Genomic DNA, 17,555 nt, shown 5'->3' on the forward strand with positions numbered 1-17,555 from the left:
TAGTGATCAATAACTAAACCTGCATCACCTCACCGAAACCGCCGACAGCGAGCATCCCCAGGGGGAGCGATGTCACAGCAGGAGAGCAAACAGCGCGAGCAGGGCCGGGCCGACGCACCGCGCGGCGGAGCCGTCTGGGCCCTCGTCATCACCAGCGTCGCCGGATTCATGGCGTCCCTCGACAACCTCGTCGTCACCACCGCACTGCCCTCCATCCGCAAGGATCTCGGGGGAGCGCTGGACGACCTGGAATGGACCGTGAGCGCCTACACGCTCACCTTCGCCGTGCTGCTGATGTTCGGCGCGGCCCTCGGCGACCGCTTCGGCCGGCGCCGGCTCTTCCTCGCCGGGCTCACCGTCTTCACCGGTGCCTCCGCCGCCGCGGCCATGGCACCCGGCATCGACTCTCTGATCGCGGCCCGCGCGGTCCAGGGCATCGGCGCGGCGATCATGATGCCGTTGACGCTGACCCTGCTCACGGCCGCCGTCCCGGTCGCCAAACGCGGGATGGCGTACGGCATCTGGGGTGCCGTGAACGGGCTGGCCGTGGCCTCCGGGCCGCTCATCGGCGGCAGCCTCACCGAGCACATCTCCTGGCACTGGATCTTCTGGCTGAACGTTCCGCTCGGCCTCGCCCTGCTGCCGCTCGCCCGGCTGCGCCTCGCCGAGTCGCACGGCACCGGCGCCCCGCTCGACGTCATCGGCACCCTGCTGGCCAGCAGCGGCCTCTTCGGCATCGTCTACGGGCTCGTGCGCGGACCGGCCGACGGCTGGACCAGCTCCTACGTCCTGACCGGGCTGATCGCGGGCGGCGCGCTCCTCGTCGCCTTCGTCGTCCACGGCATCCGGGCGAAGAACCCGATGCTGCCCATGCGGCTCTTCCGCTCCCGCGCCTTCGCCGGGATCAACGCGGCCTCCCTGCTGATGTTCCTCGGGATGTTCGGGTCGATCTTCCTGCTCAGCCAGTACATGCAGGGCGTGCTCGGCTACTCGCCCACCGAGGCGGGCCTGCGGATGCTGCCCTGGACCGGCATGCCGATGCTCGTCGCGCCGATCGCCGGCATCCTCTCCGACCGGATCGGCGGCCGGCCGGTCGTCGCCACCGGCCTCTTCCTCCAGGCCGCAGGCCTCGGCTACCTGGCCTCCGTGGTCACCGCGGACGCCTCCTACGCCATCCAACTGCCCGGCCTGATCATCAGCGGCATCGGCATGGCCCTGTACTTCGCCCCGGCCGCCAACCTGGTGATGTCCAGCGTCCGGCCGAGCGAACAGGGCATCGCCTCCGGCGCCAACAACGCCCTGCGCGAGGTCGGCGGCGCCCTCGGCATCGCCGTCATGGCGTCGATCTTCGCGGCCCAGGGCGGCTACGAGACCGGCCAGACCTTCGTCGAGGGCCTGCGGCCCGCGCTGGTCACGGGCGCGGCGATGGTCGCCGTCGCGGGATTCGCGGCCCTGCTGATCCCCTCACGGAAGCGTCCCTCGGAGCCGGCCTCGGCCGAGCCGACGCCGGTTCTGGAGACCGTCGCGGGCTGACCTCGGCGTACGACGACGGCTCCGTCCGAGGGGGCGGGGCCGTTCGCGTGTGTGCGGACGCCATTTGGGGTGCCGCGTGAGGTCGTCGTGCGTGTGCGGGTGCGTTGTGGCTGGTCGCGCAGTTCCCCGCGCCCCTAGAAGCAGGGCGTTGGCGCGGCCGCCGACGGCGAGAACTCGGCGTGGGCGTGGGCGTCAGCCGCGTACGGCGAGCAGGGGCCGTGTCGCGTGAGGTCGTCGTGCGTGTGCGGGTGCGTTGTGGCTGGTCGCGCAGTTCCCCGCGCCCCTAGAAGCAGGGCGTTGGCGCGGCCGCCGATGACGAGCAACCCGGCACGAGCGGGGGCGTTGTCAGCCGCGTACGGCGGCAAGGGGCCGTGTCGGGGGGTGTCCGCCCGCAGCGGCGGGCGTCCAACGCCGTGCACATCCACATCACACAGCACCGCCCGACCGAGGACGGACACCCCCCGGCGCGGCCCCGACCCACCCACCAGACCGAACGCGCTGCATCCGCCCCCACCACACCCGCACAGGCCGCCGCAGGCACCCCGCCCCGTACTCTTGACCGCGTGCAGGAACGACACGACGCCCCCCTCGCCCCCCTGACGACCTTCCGCCTGGGCGGCCCCGCGACCCGGCTGGTCACCGCCACGACCGACGCGGAGGTGATCGAAGCGGTCCGCGAGGCCGACGACACCGGCACGCCCCTCCTGGTCATCGGCGGCGGCTCCAACCTGGTCATCGGAGACAAGGGCTTCGCGGGCACCGCCCTCGAAATCGCCACCAAGGGCGTCACCCTCGACGGCACCCACCTGGAGCTGGCCGCCGGCGAGGTCTGGACCGACGCCGTCGCCCGCACCGTGGAAGCCGGACTCGCCGGCGTCGAGTGCCTCGCCGGCATCCCCGGCTCCGCAGGCGCGACGCCCATCCAGAACGTCGGCGCCTACGGCCAGGAGGTCTCGTCGACGATCACCGAGGTCGTCGCCTACGACCGCACGACCCGCGAATCGGTCACCATCCCGAACGCGGACTGTGCTTTCTCCTACCGCCACAGCCGCTTCAAGTCCGACCCCGAGCGATACGTCGTCCTCCGCGTCCGCTTCCGGCTGGAGGACGCCGAAGGCCTCTCCGCCCCCATCAGGTACGCCGAGACGGCCCGAGCCCTCGGAGTCGAACCGGGCGACCGCGTTCCCCTCGCCAGGGCCCGAGAGACCGTACTGAAGCTGCGCTCCGGCAAGGGCATGGTCCTGGACCCCGAGGACCACGACACCTGGTCCGCCGGATCGTTCTTCACCAACCCGATCCTCAGCGACGAACAGTTCACCGCCTTCCACGCGCGCGTGAAGCAGCGACTCGGCTCGGACGTGGAGCCGCCCGCCTACCCGGCGGGGGAGGGCCACACCAAGACCTCCGCCGCCTGGCTCATCGACAAGGCGGGCTTCACCAAGGGCTACGGCACCGGCCCCGCCCGCATCTCCACGAAGCACACGCTCGCGCTCACCAACAGGGGAGAGGCAACCACGGAGGACCTCCTCACCCTGGCCCGCGAGGTCGTGGTCGGTGTCCGCAACGCCTTCGGGATCACCCTGGTCAACGAGCCCGTGACGGTCGGCGTAGCCCTGTAGCCGACAGGCCTGGCCCACGCCGTGGTCAGTAGGCCAGGCCCACCCCCTGCTTCACCACCCCAGGATCACCCGCCATCGCCAGCATCGCGTGCGCCACATCGGCCCGCGCTATGAACCGCCCCTTGAGCGGGAAGCCCCCGACCACCACCCGGTACGCCCCGGTGGACGGCTTGTTCTGCAGTCGCGGCGGCCGTACGACGGTCCAGTCCGTGGCGCTGCGGGCCAACTCGGCCTCCATCTCCCGCAGGTCGGCGTAGACGTCCTTGAGGAGCGCGGAGACGATCCCCCGCACGGCCCGGTCAAGAGCGGTGTCACCTTCCGGCGCAGGCCCGACCGGTCCGGCGCTCACCACCAGCAACCGCCGCGCCCCCTCCGCCTCCATGGCGTCGATCACCGTACGGGTCAGCCGAGCCGCCACCCCGGCGTCCTTTCGACTGCGCGCACCCAGCCCCGACAGAACGGCGTCCCGCCCGGCCACCGCGGCCCGCACGGCATCCGGATCGCTCAGATCGGCCCGGAACACCTCCAGCCGTTCCCCGCTCACATCGAGCCGGGCAGGATCCCGCACCACGGCCGTGACCGCGTGCCCCGCCTCCAGACCCTGCCGGACGATCTCCCGTCCTATGCCACCCGTGGCACCGAAAACGGTGAGTTTCATGGACACTCCCGTGCTCGAAAGTGGTGGGTGAGTATTCACTCACCCCTACCTCTTCTAGAGTGGGTAAGCACTCACCCACTCGTCAAGCCCGATATCCCGATCGGAGCCCCGTGCAGCCGAATCCACAGCCGAAACCGGCCCCCGCCAGGATCCGCATCCTCGACGCCGCCCACGAGCTGATGCTCACCGTCGGACTGGCACGCGCCACGACCAAGGAGATCGCCAAGGCGGCCGGCTGCTCGGAGGCCGCGCTCTACAAGTACTTCGCGAGCAAGGAGGAGCTGTTCATCAGAGTCCTCACCGAACGGCTGCCCCGGCTGGCCCCGCTGCTGCGAAGCCTGGCGGCCGAGCCGGGACAGGGAACCCTGGAGGGGAACCTGACCGAGATCGCCCGGCAGGCCGCACTGTTCTACGAGCAGAGCTTCCCGATCGCCGCGTCGCTGTACGCGGAGACACAGCTGAAGCGGCGCCACGACGAGGCGATGCGGAAGATGGGGGCGGGACCGCACAGGCCGATCGAGCAGCTGGACGCGTACCTGCGGGCGGAGCAAGGAACGGGACGGGTACGAAAGGAGGCCGACACGTTCGCCGCGGCCTCCCTGCTCCTCGGCGCCTGCGCGCAGAGAGCATTCGCGTACGACATGACACCGACCGGCGCCCGCCCCCCGGTGGACGACTTCGCTCCCCGACTGGCGCGGACCGTACTGGGCGGAATCTCCGGCGCGGACCCCGCCTCGTGAGCGCCAACCTCACCGCATGAGAAGCCGCGCCCGAGGCCGCGATCTGCTTCAAGCCGTATCCGCCGTACGCCCCCTTCAGGCAGCCGGGCCGCTGAGCCAGTCGTCGATCCCGGACATCAGCTTGGCCTTCACGCCCTCCGGCGCCGCCGAACCCCGTACCGACTGCCGGGCCAGTTCGGCCAGTTCCGCGTCGGTGAAGGCGTGGTACTGGCGGGCGATCTCGTACTGGGCCGCCAGGCGGGAGCCGAAGAGGAGCGGGTCGTCGGCGCCCAGCGCCAGCGGGACACCCGCCTCGAAGAGCTTGCGCAGCGGCACGTCCTCGGGCTTCTCGTACACGCCCAGGGCGACGTTCGAGGCCGGGCAGACCTCGCAGGTGATCTGGCGGTCCGCGAGACGCTTCAGCAGGCGCGGGTCCTCCGCCGCCCGCACACCGTGGCCGATCCGGGAGGCGTGCAGGTCGTCCAGGCAGTCGCGGACCGACGCCGGGCCCGTCAGCTCGCCGCCGTGCGGGGCCGACAGCAGGCCCCCCTCGCGCGCGATGGCGAACGCCCGGTCGAAGTCCCGGGCCATGCCCCGCCGTTCGTCGTTCGAGAGTCCGAAGCCCACGACACCCCGGTCCGCGTACCGCACGGCCAGCCGGGCCAGCGTGCGCGCGTCCAGGGGGTGCTTCATGCGGTTCGCGGCCACCAGGACCCGCATCCCGATCCCGGTCTCCCGGCCCGCGGTCTCCACCGCGTCCAGGATGATCTCCAGCGCCGGGATGAGACCGCCCAGGCGAGGGGCGTACGAGGTCGGGTCGACCTGGATCTCCAGCCAGCCCGAGCCGTCCTTCGCGTCCTCCTCGGCGGCCTCGCGGACCAGCCGCTGGATGTCCTCGGGCTCACGCAGACAGGACCGGGCCGCGTCGTACAGCCGCTGGAAACGGAACCAGCCCCGCTCGTCGGTCGCCCGGAGTTTCGGCGGTTCGCCGCTGGTGAGGGCGTCGGTCAGCGCCTCGGGCAACCGCACACCGTACTTGTCGGCCAGTTCCAGCAGGGTCGCGGACCGCATCGACCCGGTGAAGTGCAGGTGCAGATGGGCTTTCGGCAGTGCAGAGACATCACGTACGTGCTCCATTCCAGGATCCTGCCGTACGTCCGGCTCGTATCGGTACCGCTTTCCCTGAACGTGGTCTTGCTCGCACTGAGAGACGAAAGAAGGCCGCTTCCCTGAGGAAGCGGCCCACTCACCTCACGAGGTTCAGTCCGTCGCCTCGGCCAGCAGCTTCTGTACGCGGCTGATGCCCTCGACGAGGTCCTCGTCGCCCAGGGCGTACGACAGACGCAGATAGCCCGGTGTGCCGAACGCCTCACCCGGTACGACGGCCACCTCGACCTCGTCCAGGATCAGCGCCGCCAGCTCGACCGAGTCCTGCGGGCGCTTGCCGCGGATCTCCTTGCCCAGGAGGGCCTTCACCGACGGGTAGACGTAGAAGGCGCCCTCGGGCTCCGGGCAGACCACGCCGTCGATCTCGTTGAGCATGCGCACGATGGTGTGGCGGCGGCGGTCGAAGGCCACCCGCATCTCCGCGACGGCGTCCAGGTTCCCGGAGACGGCGGCGAGGGCGGCGATCTGGGCCACGTTGGAGACGTTCGAGGTGGCGTGCGACTGGAGGTTGGTCGCGGCCTTGACGACGTCCTTCGGGCCGATGATCCAGCCGACCCGCCAGCCCGTCATGGCGTACGTCTTGGCGACGCCGTTGACGACGATGCACTTGTCGCGCAGCTCGGGGAGGATCGCGGGCAGCGAGGTGAACTTCGCGTCGCCGTAGACGAGGTGCTCGTAGATCTCGTCCGTCAGCACCCACAGGCCGTGCTCCACGGCCCAGCGGCCGATCGCCTCGGTGTCCTCGGCGCTGTAGACCGCGCCGGTCGGGTTGGAGGGGGAGACGAACAGGACGACCTTCGTCCGCTCGGTGCGGGCCGCCTCCAGCTGCTCCACGCTCACGCGGTAGCCGGTCGTCTCGTCCGCGACGACCTCGACCGGGACACCGCCGGCCAGCCGGATCGACTCCGGGTAGGTCGTCCAGTACGGGGCCGGGACGATGACCTCGTCGCCCGGGTCGAGGATCGCGGCGAAGGCGTTGTAGATGGCCTGCTTGCCGCCGTTGGTGATCAGGACCTGGGAGGCGTCCACCTCGTAGTTCGAGTCGCGGAGCGTCTTGGCGACGATCGCGGCCTTCAGCTCGGGGAGACCACCGGCCGGCGTGTAGCGGTGGTACTTCGGGTTCGAGCAGGCCTCTACGGCGGCCTGGACGATGTAGTCCGGGGTCGGGAAGTCCGGTTCACCGGCGCCGAAGCCGATCACCGGGCGCCCGGCGGCCTTCAGGGCCTTGGCCTTGGCGTCCACGGCGAGGGTGGCGGACTCGGAGATCGCGCCGACTCGGGCGGAGACCCGGCGCTCGGTGGGAGGGGTTGCAGCGCTCATGGTGCCCATCGTTTCAGACCGGAAACCTCCACGGCACACGGGTTTCACGTATTGGTCAGACCGGATACCGGAGTGGATCACCCAGGAGGAGAAGAACACGTGCCGGGCAGGGCGGAAGGCTGAACAAGCGTCCGGATCCGGGGGCTGGGCTGGGTGATCTTCCGTCGGCAACGCCCCAGCGGGCGCTTTCTGTTCGACGATCGCCGCTGGAGCACGTACACTCTCACCTCGTTGGCCTTCACCGGCCCGCGCTCATCCGGTGCACACCGAGCTTCCGGGCGAGTACGGTACGTTGGAGTAACCACAAAGGGTCGTAGCTCAATTGGTAGAGCACTGGTCTCCAAAACCAGCGGTTGGGGGTTCAAGTCCCTCCGGCCCTGCTACACACGCCTGTCACCAGGCTGTGTGCGCATGTACGTACTGCATTGCATCGCCGTGCGGCTCAGACCGGGCGCGGCACGGCCACGACCCGGGAACAGGTGAGGATGAATGGCGGACGCCGTGGGCTCCATCGACATGCCTGATGCCCAGGACGAGGCGCCCGAGTCGGACAAGAAGACTCGCAAGGGCGGCAAGCGTGCCAAGAAGGGTCCGCTGAAGCGACTCGCGGTCTTCTACCGCCAGATCGTCGCGGAACTCCGCAAGGTCGTCTGGCCGACGCGCAACCAGCTGACGACGTACACGACCGTGGTGATCGTCTTCGTGATCGTCATGATCGGCCTGGTGACTGTGATTGACTTTGGCCTCGACAAAGCCGCCAAGTACGTCTTCGGCTGAGCCAAGAGCGAAGGGCGCCGGGTGCGGCGCCCCTTTCGCATGTTCCACCCACATGTATCCAGGAAGAAGCAGCCACCGTGTCTGACCCGAACCTGAACGACGCCATCGTGCCGGACGAGTCCGTGGATGACGAGCTGGACATCGTCGAGGGCGCCGATGAGGTCGAGGACGAGGTCGACGCTGCCGACGCCGCCGTGGGGGAGCCCGCCGAGGAAGACGCCATCCACATCGAGGACGATGAGGACGGCGACGCCGAGGACACTGAGGCCGAGGCTGAGGCTGAGGAAGCCGAAGAAGAGGCCGAGCCCGTCGACCCCGTCGAGGCCCTCCGCGAGGAACTGCGCACGCTCCCCGGCGAGTGGTACGTCATCCACACGTACGCCGGTTACGAGAACCGTGTGAAGACCAACCTCGAACAGCGTGCCGTCTCGCTCAACGTCGAGGACTTCATCTTCCAGGCCGAGGTGCCGCAGGAAGAGGTCGCCCAGATCAAGAACGGCGAGCGCAAGACGGTCCGCCAGAACAAGCTTCCCGGCTACGTTCTCGTCCGCATGGACCTGACGAACGAGTCCTGGGGCGTCGTCCGCAACACCCCCGGTGTCACCGGCTTCGTGGGCAACGCGTACGACCCGTACCCGCTGACCCTGGACGAGATCGTCAAGATGCTCGCGCCGGAGGCCGAGGAGAAGGCCGCTCGTGAGGCCGCCGAGGCCGAGGGCAGGCCGGCTCCGGCCCGCAAGCTCGAAGTGCAGGTGCTGGACTTCGAGGTCGGCGACTCGGTCACCGTCACCGACGGCCCGTTCGCGACGCTGCAGGCGACGATCAACGAGATCAACGCCGACTCGAAGAAGGTCAAGGGCCTCGTCGAGATCTTCGGCCGCGAGACCCCGGTCGAGCTGTCGTTCGACCAGATCCAGAAGAACTAGCACGTCACCAGCTTCCGTCCAGGTCAGGTCGGCTCTCCCGGAGCTGGCCTGACCTGCTCGGTTTCACGCCTCGCCACGGTGTCCTTTATCGTGGTGCGGTTGCCTGGCTTCTGTCGGGCACAGCGAAGACCAACGAAGATAGAGGACCCGGAATGCCTCCCAAGAAGAAGAAGGTCACGGGGCTTATCAAGCTCCAGATCAACGCCGGTGCGGCGAACCCCGCCCCGCCGGTCGGCCCCGCGCTCGGTCAGCACGGCGTCAACATCATGGAGTTCTGCAAGGCGTACAACGCCGCGACCGAGTCGCAGCGTGGCTGGGTGATCCCGGTGGAGATCACGGTCTACGAGGACCGCTCCTTCACCTTCATCACCAAGACGCCGCCGGCCGCGAAGATGATCCTCAAGGCCGCGGGTGTCGAGAAGGGCTCCGGCGAGCCGCACAAGACCAAGGTCGCCAAGATCACCCAGGCGCAGGTCCGTGAGATCGCCACGACCAAGCTTCCCGACCTGAACGCCAACGACCTGGACGCCGCGTCGAAGATCATCGCCGGCACCGCCCGTTCCATGGGCATCACGGTCGAGGGCTGAGCCCCAACCCCGTAAGTCTTCAGTAGTACGTGGCAGGGCCTGCTCGGCCCGTTACCCCACGACTCCTCAGAACAACATCAGGAGCAGTAGTGAGCAAGCGCAGCAAGTCTCTCCGCGCTGCGGACGCCAAGGTCGACCGGGACAAGCTCTACGCCCCGCTCGAAGCCGTGCGTCTCGCCAAGGAGACCTCCACGAGCAAGTTCGACGGCACCGTCGAGGTCGCCTTCCGCCTGGGTGTAGACCCGCGCAAGGCCGACCAGATGGTCCGTGGCACCGTGAACCTCCCGCACGGCACCGGTAAGACCGCCCGGGTCCTGGTCTTCGCGACCGGTGACCGTGCCGAGGCCGCGACCGCCGCGGGCGCCGACATCGTCGGCTCCGACGAACTCATCGACGAGGTGGCGAAGGGCCGGCTGGACTTCGACGCCGTCGTCGCCACCCCGGACCTCATGGGCAAGGTCGGCCGCCTGGGCCGTGTCCTCGGCCCGCGTGGTCTGATGCCGAACCCGAAGACGGGCACCGTGACCCCGGACGTGGCCAAGGCCGTGACCGAGATCAAGGGCGGCAAGATCGAGTTCCGTGTCGACAAGCACTCGAACCTGCACTTCATCATCGGCAAGACGTCGTTCGACGACACCAAGCTGGTGGAGAACTACGGCGCGGCGCTGGAGGAGATCCTCCGTCTGAAGCCGTCCGCCGCCAAGGGGCGCTACATCAAGAAGGCCGCGATCAGCACCACGATCGGCCCCGGCGTTCCGCTCGACCCCAACCGCACCCGCAACCTCCTCGTCGAGGAGGACCCGGCCGCCGTCTGAGCCCTCCGCTCACCCCGGTAGCCGCGCGTACGCGTTCTGTACGACGGGCCCCGCAACCTTTCGAGGTGCGGGGCCCGTTGTCGTAGGGACGGGTTAGCGTGAAGATCACGGGGTGTACTAGGGGGTAGGGGTACGGATGAGGCACAGCGGTGTACGGGGGATACGAGGCGTACGGCGGACGGTCAGGGCGGGCGCGGTGACCGCCGCGCTGGTCGTGGCGGGCGTGGCGATGTCCGCGTGCAGTTTCTCCGGTGACCCCGACGAGGGGGACGCCGAGCAGACCCGGGGAACGGCCGGCCCGGACCCCCGTACGGCCGCCGCGCTGCACGCCGTCGAGAAGGCCACCGACCTGGCCGGTTCCGCCCGGGTCAGCTCGTCCTCCGTCATGGGCGACCTGCTCTCCATGCGGACGGCCGGTGTCCTCGGCTGGGCCGGCGAGTCGGTCGGCAAGCTCAGCATCACCTACACCGGCGGTGAGCTGGCCGATTCCATGCGGGCGCTCAACAGCTCCTCCATGGAGGCCAGGCTGCTGCCAGACGCCTACTACGCCAAGGTCGGCGACAAGTTCGCCGCCCAGATGCGGGGCAAGCACTGGATCCGGTACGGCTACGACGACCTGGCGGACCTGCCCGGCGGCTCCGGGACGTATCTGAAGGACCAGCTGCGCCAGACCGCCCCCGTGCAGCCGGTGAAGCTCCTGCTGGCCTCCGGTGACGCCCGCAGGGCCGGGACGGAAACAGTGCGCGGTGAACGTACGACGCGCTACTCGGGCACGGTGGACGTGGCCGCACTCGCCGACTCGGCCCTCAAGGAGCAGCTCGTCCAGGCCGGCGTCGCCACCGAGACGGTCGACATCTGGGTCAACGAGCGGAATCTGCTGGTCAAGAAGGTCGAGCAGGGTGAGCTGTCGAGCGGGCGGATGTCGTCGACGGCGTACTACAGCGCGTACGGCGTGAAGGCGGAGGTGGCGGCTCCGGCGGGCGGGGACACCGCGGACTTCAAGGAGCTGTTGGGGAATTCAGGAGCCTCATCCGCCTCTCCGGGTTAGGCTCACGGTCGTTTCTGTGAATCGACCGTGTGTTCACAAAGTTCCTATGGGGGGAATCATGGCTGCTTCATCCGCTGTACGTGTGGGCCTTGCCGTACTGCTGCTCGGCACCGGTGCCGTCGCCTGTTCCAAGGGGGACACCGAGGAGTCGCCGAAGATGACGCCGGCGGCTGCTGTCGCCAAGGCGGCGAAGAACGTGGAGGACATCACCTCCCTCAGCTACCGGATGACCGGCCGCACGCCCGAGGAAGGGCGCGTCAAGGCCGACGCCAAGATGCGGCTCAAGCCCGACGTGGCCATGAGCATGAAGATCACGGCCCTCGACCAGGGTGCGGACGGCACCGCCGAGATACGTCTCGTCGACAAGGCGATGTTCATAGGCGGGGGCGCGGCGGCGGCCAAGGAGATGGACGGCAAGAGCTGGATCAAGTTCGACCTGTCCACGCTGGGCGCTGCCGGTGGCGAGTCGCTCGGGGCGGCTGGGCAGGCCGACAAGAACCCCGCCCAGGAGTCCACCTTCCTCACCGGCTCGAAGGACGTGAAGGAGGTCGGCACGGAGACCGTGGACGGGGTGAAGACCACCCACTACGCGGGCACGGTCACCCTCGACGAGTTCCGGGACTCCCTCAAGAAGGAGACCAAGGTGACTCGTGAGGCGCGGGAGAAGAGCCTTGAGCAGTACGAGAAGCTGGGGATCGAGAAGTTCACGATGGATCTGTGGGTCGGTGAGGACGAGCTGACGAAGCAGTTCCGGATGCGGGGTGCGGGCGACAAGGGGCCGCTGGACATGACGATCACCTTTGACGACTTCAACAAGCCGGTGACGATCGTTGCCCCGGCGGCCAAGGATGTTGCTGACCTGGCTGAGATGTTGAAGGGGGCCTAGGCTCGTTGGTTGCCTGCGGGCCCGGTGGGGGCTTGTCGCGCAGTTCCCCGCGCCCCTGAGAAGGGCCTGCGGCCCTCCCAGGGGCGCGATTTGCCTGGCTGTTGGTCCTTCACGTACTCTCCTTTTGAAGCCAAAGACCGCTGGTCGTTGCTGTGTCCTCATACGAGGGCTCGGTGGCCGAAGGATCCGCTGAACTGCGGACGACCCGCGTAGGTGACTGTGGAAGTGCTCCTGGACGGAATCCGCTCACGGAATTCGTTCGGTCGAGTTCACGCCCCGTGCGCCTGCGCCGGGGCGTTTCGTTTTCCTCAGCCCCTTCCGAGCGGTCCTCATCACCCGGAAGGAGGCCGACGCTCTATGGCAAGGCCCGACAAGGCTGCCGCGGTGGCCGAGCTCGCGGAGCAGTTCCGCAGCTCGAACGCCGCCGTGCTGACCGAGTACCGGGGTCTCACCGTGGCGCAGCTCAAGACGCTGCGTCGTTCGCTCGGTGAGAACGCCCAGTACGCCGTGGTGAAGAACACGCTGACCAAGATTGCGGCCAACGAGGCCGGGATCTCTACGCTCGACGACCTGTTCAACGGTCCGACGGCGGTCGCCTTCGTCACCGGTGACCCGGTGGAGTCGGCGAAGGGTCTTCGTGACTTCGCCAAGGACAACCCGAACCTCATCATCAAGGGCGGTGTCCTTGACGGTAAGGCGCTGTCCGCCGATGAGATCAAGAAGCTTGCGGACCTCGAGTCCCGCGAGGTTCTGCTCAGCAAGCTGGCCGGTGCCTTCAAGGGCAAGCAGTCTCAGGCTGCCTCGCTCTTCCAGGCGCTGCCGTCGAAGTTCGTCCGCACCGCGGAGGCGCTTCGCGTCAAGCTCGCCGAGCAGGGCGGTGCCGAGTAATTCGGCTCGCACTTTGACCGCCGCCTGACGCGGTGGTCGACGCGGGCCGAACGTACGCCCGCCGACACGTAATCGGCACCTGCCGAATTGACTGGAAGGATCGCCCATCATGGCGACGAAGCTGTCCCAGGAAGAGCTGCTCGAGCAGTTCGAGTCCCTCACCCTCATCGAGCTCTCCGAGTTCGTGAAGGCGTTCGAGGAGAAGTTCGACGTCACCGCCGCCGCGGCCGTCGCCGTCGCGGGCCCGGCCGGTCCGGCCGCCGCCGCCGAGGCCGTCGAGGAGCAGGACGAGTTCGACGTCATCCTCACGGGTGCCGGCGAGAAGAAGATCCAGGTCATCAAGGTCGTGCGTGAGCTGACCTCCCTGGGTCTGAAGGAGGCCAAGGACCTCGTGGACGGCGCCCCGAAGCCCGTTCTCGAGAAGGTCACCAAGGAGGCCGCCGAGAAGGCTGCCGAGTCCCTCAAGGCCGCCGGCGCGGGCGTCGAGGTCAAGTAACACCCTTGGGAGCCCGCTGAGGGCTCTCGTGGCAGCTGACGTGGGGCTTCTGAGAGCCCTGTAACGCTGACGCAGTGAAGAGCGATCATCCATCTGGGTGGTCGCTCTTCGGCGTTCGAGGGGTCGGGTCGTGGCTGCCTTGCAGGCTCGGTGACGGCGAGTAAGGTGATCTTCGTCGTGCCTCCGAACGCCCCTGGTGACGTCCCGTACGTGACGATGGCAGCACCGGGTCCGGGGCATGGAGGCCTTGACGAACTGCACGTAGCGCGCAATTCTCAGGACGCGTCGCCACATCGATCCGAATCCGAGGCATGGATCGGTGGCGAAGAGGGCAGGATCGATGTGCATCGAGGGCGTGGCTTGCAGCAGGGGCTGAGAACAACGAGGGTCTTCAAAAACCCGCACTGGACATCAGTGGGCCTAGTGGCTACACTGACCCTTTGCGCTGCCTGTTAGCTGCCTCCTGCCCGTCACCAGGGGCATGCCCTCGCTTGAGCACCGACGATCGGACCTTCTCCGACCTGGCCTTTTACGGCTGGTCAGTGGAGCGCCTGTCTCTGTGCCCCGGTGAGGGGCCGGTACGCGCGTAGTGAGTCCGAGCCCTCGGAAGGACCCCCTCTTGGCCGCCTCGCGCACTGCCTCCGCGAATACGAACAACGGCGCCAGCACTGCCCCGCTGCGCATCTCTTTTGCAAAGATCAAGGAGCCCCTCGAGGTTCCGAACCTCCTTGCGCTGCAAACCGAGAGCTTCGACTGGCTGCTCGGTAACGCCGCGTGGAAGGCTCGCGTCGAGGCTGCTCTGGACAGCGGACAGGACGTCCCCACCAAGTCCGGTCTGGAGGAGATCTTCGAGGAGATCTCCCCGATCGAGGACTTCTCCGGGTCGATGTCCCTGACGTTCCGCGACCACCGTTTCGAGCCTCCGAAGAACTCGATCGACGAGTGCAAGGAGCGCGACTTCACGTACTCCGCGCCCCTCTTCGTCACGGCCGAGTTCACCAACAACGAGACCGGCGAGATCAAGTCCCAGACGGTCTTCATGGGCGACTTCCCGCTCATGACCAACAAGGGCACCTTCGTCATCAACGGCACCGAGCGTGTCGTCGTGTCGCAGCTGGTCCGTTCGCCGGGTGTCTACTTCGACTCCTCCATCGACAAGACGTCCGACAAGGACATCTTCTCCTCCAAGGTGATCCCCTCCCGGGGCGCCTGGCTGGAGATGGAGATCGACAAGCGCGACATGGTCGGTGTCCGCATCGACCGCAAGCGCAAGCAGTCCGTCACCGTCCTTCTCAAGGCTCTCGGCTGGACGACCGAGCAGATCCTCGAAGAGTTCGGCGAGTACGAGTCGATGCGCGCCACCCTGGAGAAGGACCACACCCAGGGCCAGGACGACGCGCTGCTCGACATCTACCGCAAGCTCCGTCCGGGCGAGCCGCCGACCCGTGAGGCCGCGCAGACGCTTCTGGAGAACCTCTACTTCAACCCGAAGCGCTACGACCTCGCCAAGGTCGGCCGTTACAAGGTCAACAAGAAGCTGGGCGGCGAGGCCCCGCTGGACGCCGGTGTGCTGACCGTCGAGGACATCATCTCGACGATCAAGTACCTGGTGAAGCTGCACGCCGGTGAGACCGAGACCGTTGGCGACAACGGCACGACGATCGTCGTCGAGACCGACGACATCGACCACTTCGGCAACCGTCGTCTGCGCAACGTCGGCGAGCTCATCCAGAACCAGGTCCGTACGGGTCTGGCGCGTATGGAGCGAGTCGTCCGCGAGCGGATGACGACCCAGGACGTCGAGGCGATCACGCCGCAGACCCTGATCAACATCCGGCCGGTCGTCGCCTCCATCAAGGAGTTCTTCGGCACCAGCCAGCTGTCGCAGTTCATGGACCAGAACAACCCGCTGTCGGGTCTCACCCACAAGCGCCGTCTGTCGGCTCTTGGCCCGGGTGGTCTCTCCCGTGAGCGGGCCGGCTTCGAGGTCCGTGACGTGCACCCCTCGCACTACGGCCGCATGTGTCCGATCGAGACCCCTGAAGGCCCGAACATCGGTCTGATCGGCTCGCTCGCCTCCTACGGCCGGGTCAACGCGTTCGGGTTCGTCGAGACCCCGTACCGCAAGGTCGTCGAGGGTGTCGTCACCGACGACGTCGACTACCTGACCGCCGACGAAGAAGACCGCTTCGTGATCGCCCAGGCGAACGCGATCCTCTCCGAGGACATGCGCTTCGAGGAGTCCCGCGTTCTCGTCCGCCGCCGTGGCGGCGAGATCGACTACATCCCCGGCGACGACGTCGACTACATGGACGTCTCCCCGCGCCAGATGGTGTCCGTCGCGACCGCGATGATCCCCTTCCTGGAGCACGACGACGCCAACCGTGCCCTCATGGGCGCGAACATGATGCGCCAGGCCGTGCCGCTGATCACCGCCGAGGCCCCCCTCGTCGGTACGGGCATGGAGTACCGCTGCGCCGTCGACGCCGGCGACGTCATCAAGGCCGAGAAGGCGGGTGTCGTCCAGGAGGTCTCCGCGGACTACATCACCGTCGCCAACGACGACGGTACGTACACCACGTACCGCGTCGCGAAGTTCTCGCGCTCCAACCAGGGCACCTCGGTCAACCAGAAGGTTGTCGTGGACGAGGGCGACCGGATCGTCGAGAACCAGGTTCTCGCCGACGGGCCGGCCACCCAGGAAGGCGAGATGGCGCTGGGCAAGAACCTGCTCGTCGCCTTCATGCCGTGGGAGGGTCACAACTACGAGGACGCGATCATCCTGTCGCAGCGCCTCGTGCAGGACGACGTCCTCTCCTCGATCCACATCGAGGAGCACGAGGTCGACGCCCGTGACACCAAGCTCGGCCCCGAGGAGATCACCCGGGACATCCCGAACGTCTCCGAGGAGGTCCTCGCCGACCTCGACGAGCGCGGCATCATCCGCATCGGTGCCGAGGTCGTCGCCGGTGACATCCTCGTCGGCAAGGTCACGCCCAAGGGTGAGACCGAGCTGACCCCCGAGGAGCGCCTGCTCCGCGCGATCTTCGGTGAGAAGGCGCGCGAGGTCCGTGACACCTCGCTGAAGGTGCCGCACGGCGAGATCGGCAAGGTCATCGGCGTCCGCGTCTTCGACCGTGAAGAGGGCGACGAGCTGCCGCCCGGCGTCAACCAGCTGGTCCGTGTGTATGTTGCGCAGAAGCGCAAGATCACCGACGGTGACAAGCTCGCCGGTCGTCACGGCAACAAGGGTGTTATTTCCAAGATCCTGCCCATCGAGGACATGCCGTTCCTCGAGGACGGGACCCCGGTCGACATCATCCTCAACCCGCTCGGTGTGCCGTCCCGAATGAACCCGGGACAGGTCCTGGAGATCCACCTCGGCTGGCTCGCCAGTCGCGGCTGGGACGTCTCCGGCCTCGCGGACGACTGGGCACAGCGCCTCCAGGCCATCGAGGCCGACGTGGTCGCCCCCGGCACGAACGTCGCCACCCCCGTCTTCGACGGTGCGCGTGAGGACGAGCTGGCCGGTCTGCTCAACCACACGATCCCGAACCGCGACGGCGAGCGCATGGTGCTCCCGACCGGCAAGGCGCCGCTGTTCGACGGCCGCTCCGGCGAGCCGTTCCCGGAGCCGATCTCGGTCGGCTACATGTACATCCTCAAGCTCCACCACCTGGTCGACGACAAGCTGCACGCGCGTTCGACCGGTCCGTACTCGATGATCACCCAGCAGCCGCTGGGTGGTAAGGCCCAGTTCGGTGGCCAGCGATTCGGTGAGATGGAGGTGTGGGCGCTGGAGGCATACGGCGCCGCCTACGCCCTCCAGGAGCTGCTGACCATCAAGTCCGACGACGTCACCGGCCGCGTGAAGGTCTACGAGGCCATCGTCAAGGGCGAGAACATCCCCGAGCCCGGCATCCCCGAGTCCTTCAAGGTGCTCATCAAGGAGATGCAGTCTCTCTGCCTCAACGTGGAGGTGCTGTCCAGCGACGGTATGTCCATCGAAATGCGTGACACCGACGAGGACGTCTTCCGCGCGGCGGAGGAGCTCGGCATCGACCTGTCCCGGCGTGAGCCGAGCAGCGTCGAAGAGGTCTGACGGGAGTTCGGAGG

15 protein-coding genes and 1 tRNA gene are annotated in these 17,555 nt (G+C 67.9%); 13 read left to right on the forward strand and 3 right to left on the reverse strand.

The genetic code is table 11. The features are described 5' to 3' along the window. Positions 1–69 precede the first annotated feature (69 nt). The gene (locus tag ACFYXF_RS25145) at positions 70–1,533 is read left to right on the forward strand and encodes an MFS transporter (protein WP_389352522.1); all 1,464 of its coding nucleotides are present in this window, start codon (positions 70–72) and stop codon (positions 1,531–1,533) included. Positions 1,534–2,096: 563 nt separating this feature from the next. Then, positions 2,097–3,152, forward strand: coding sequence for a UDP-N-acetylmuramate dehydrogenase (locus tag ACFYXF_RS25150; RefSeq protein ID WP_389352524.1), 1,056 nt, complete (start codon positions 2,097–2,099; stop codon positions 3,150–3,152). 25 nt (positions 3,153–3,177) lie between these two features. Here the strand turns inward: ACFYXF_RS25150 and ACFYXF_RS25155 are convergent, their stop codons facing one another. Further along, entirely contained in the window at positions 3,178–3,810 is a 633-nt protein-coding gene (locus ACFYXF_RS25155) for an NAD(P)-dependent oxidoreductase (protein WP_389352526.1), read from the reverse strand. Between the two features lie 110 nt (positions 3,811–3,920). Between ACFYXF_RS25155 and ACFYXF_RS25160 the strand changes: the two genes are divergently transcribed. Continuing rightward, positions 3,921–4,550 (forward strand): TetR/AcrR family transcriptional regulator, encoded by a 630-nt coding sequence (locus tag ACFYXF_RS25160; protein WP_389352528.1) that lies wholly within the window; start codon positions 3,921–3,923, stop codon positions 4,548–4,550. Between the two features lie 75 nt (positions 4,551–4,625). Here the strand turns inward: ACFYXF_RS25160 and ACFYXF_RS25165 are convergent, their stop codons facing one another. Continuing rightward, on the reverse strand, positions 4,626–5,666 hold the full coding sequence (locus tag ACFYXF_RS25165) for an adenosine deaminase (RefSeq protein ID WP_389352530.1): 1,041 nt from the start codon (positions 5,664–5,666) through the stop codon (positions 4,626–4,628). A gap of 123 nt (positions 5,667–5,789) precedes the next feature. Beyond that, a complete protein-coding gene (locus ACFYXF_RS25170) occupies positions 5,790–7,016 on the reverse strand; it encodes a pyridoxal phosphate-dependent aminotransferase (protein ID WP_389352532.1) in 1,227 nt (408 codons plus the stop codon). A 307-nt stretch (positions 7,017–7,323) separates the two neighbouring features. On the opposite strand from ACFYXF_RS25170, the gene ACFYXF_RS25175 reads away from it, so the two are divergent. The 10 genes from ACFYXF_RS25175 (at position 7,324) to rpoB (ending at position 17,541) form a co-directional block, all read left to right on the forward strand. Then, positions 7,324–7,396 (forward strand) — tRNA-Trp (locus tag ACFYXF_RS25175). Between the two features lie 109 nt (positions 7,397–7,505). Further along, positions 7,506–7,793, forward strand: coding sequence for a preprotein translocase subunit SecE (gene secE / locus ACFYXF_RS25180; protein ID WP_327695295.1), 288 nt, complete (start codon positions 7,506–7,508; stop codon positions 7,791–7,793). 77 nt (positions 7,794–7,870) lie between these two features. Further along, positions 7,871–8,719 carry a transcription termination/antitermination protein NusG gene (gene nusG / locus ACFYXF_RS25185; RefSeq protein WP_389352534.1) on the forward strand — a complete coding sequence of 283 codons (849 nt, stop codon included), beginning with the start codon at positions 7,871–7,873 and terminating at the stop codon, positions 8,717–8,719. Between the two features lie 152 nt (positions 8,720–8,871). After that, on the forward strand, positions 8,872–9,306 hold the full coding sequence (gene rplK, locus ACFYXF_RS25190; RefSeq protein WP_006383482.1) for a 50S ribosomal protein L11: 435 nt from the start codon (positions 8,872–8,874) through the stop codon (positions 9,304–9,306). A gap of 89 nt (positions 9,307–9,395) precedes the next feature. Further along, positions 9,396–10,121, forward strand: a complete 726-nt coding sequence (gene rplA / locus ACFYXF_RS25195) for a 50S ribosomal protein L1 (protein ID WP_369036424.1) — start codon at positions 9,396–9,398, stop codon at positions 10,119–10,121. 136 nt (positions 10,122–10,257) lie between these two features. After that, the gene (locus ACFYXF_RS25200; protein ID WP_389352537.1) at positions 10,258–11,169 is read left to right on the forward strand and encodes a hypothetical protein; all 912 of its coding nucleotides are present in this window, start codon (positions 10,258–10,260) and stop codon (positions 11,167–11,169) included. 58 nt (positions 11,170–11,227) lie between these two features. Beyond that, positions 11,228–12,055: a DUF1396 domain-containing protein gene (locus ACFYXF_RS25205; RefSeq protein ID WP_389352539.1), complete on the forward strand. Its 828-nt coding sequence runs from the start codon at positions 11,228–11,230 to the stop codon at positions 12,053–12,055. 357 nt (positions 12,056–12,412) lie between these two features. Beyond that, on the forward strand, positions 12,413–12,943 hold the full coding sequence (rplJ, locus tag ACFYXF_RS25210) for a 50S ribosomal protein L10 (protein WP_389352540.1): 531 nt from the start codon (positions 12,413–12,415) through the stop codon (positions 12,941–12,943). A gap of 109 nt (positions 12,944–13,052) precedes the next feature. Further along, on the forward strand, positions 13,053–13,439 hold the full coding sequence (gene rplL, locus ACFYXF_RS25215) for a 50S ribosomal protein L7/L12 (protein WP_389352542.1): 387 nt from the start codon (positions 13,053–13,055) through the stop codon (positions 13,437–13,439). Positions 13,440–14,058: 619 nt separating this feature from the next. Then, positions 14,059–17,541 (forward strand): DNA-directed RNA polymerase subunit beta, encoded by a 3,483-nt coding sequence (gene rpoB, locus ACFYXF_RS25220; RefSeq protein WP_389352543.1) that lies wholly within the window; start codon positions 14,059–14,061, stop codon positions 17,539–17,541. The last annotated feature ends 14 nt before the right edge of the window (positions 17,542–17,555 follow it).

The sequence above is a fragment of the Streptomyces sp. NPDC002680 genome (assembly GCF_042889145.1).
Classification (GTDB): Bacteria; Actinomycetota; Actinomycetes; order Streptomycetales; family Streptomycetaceae; genus Streptomyces; species Streptomyces adonidis.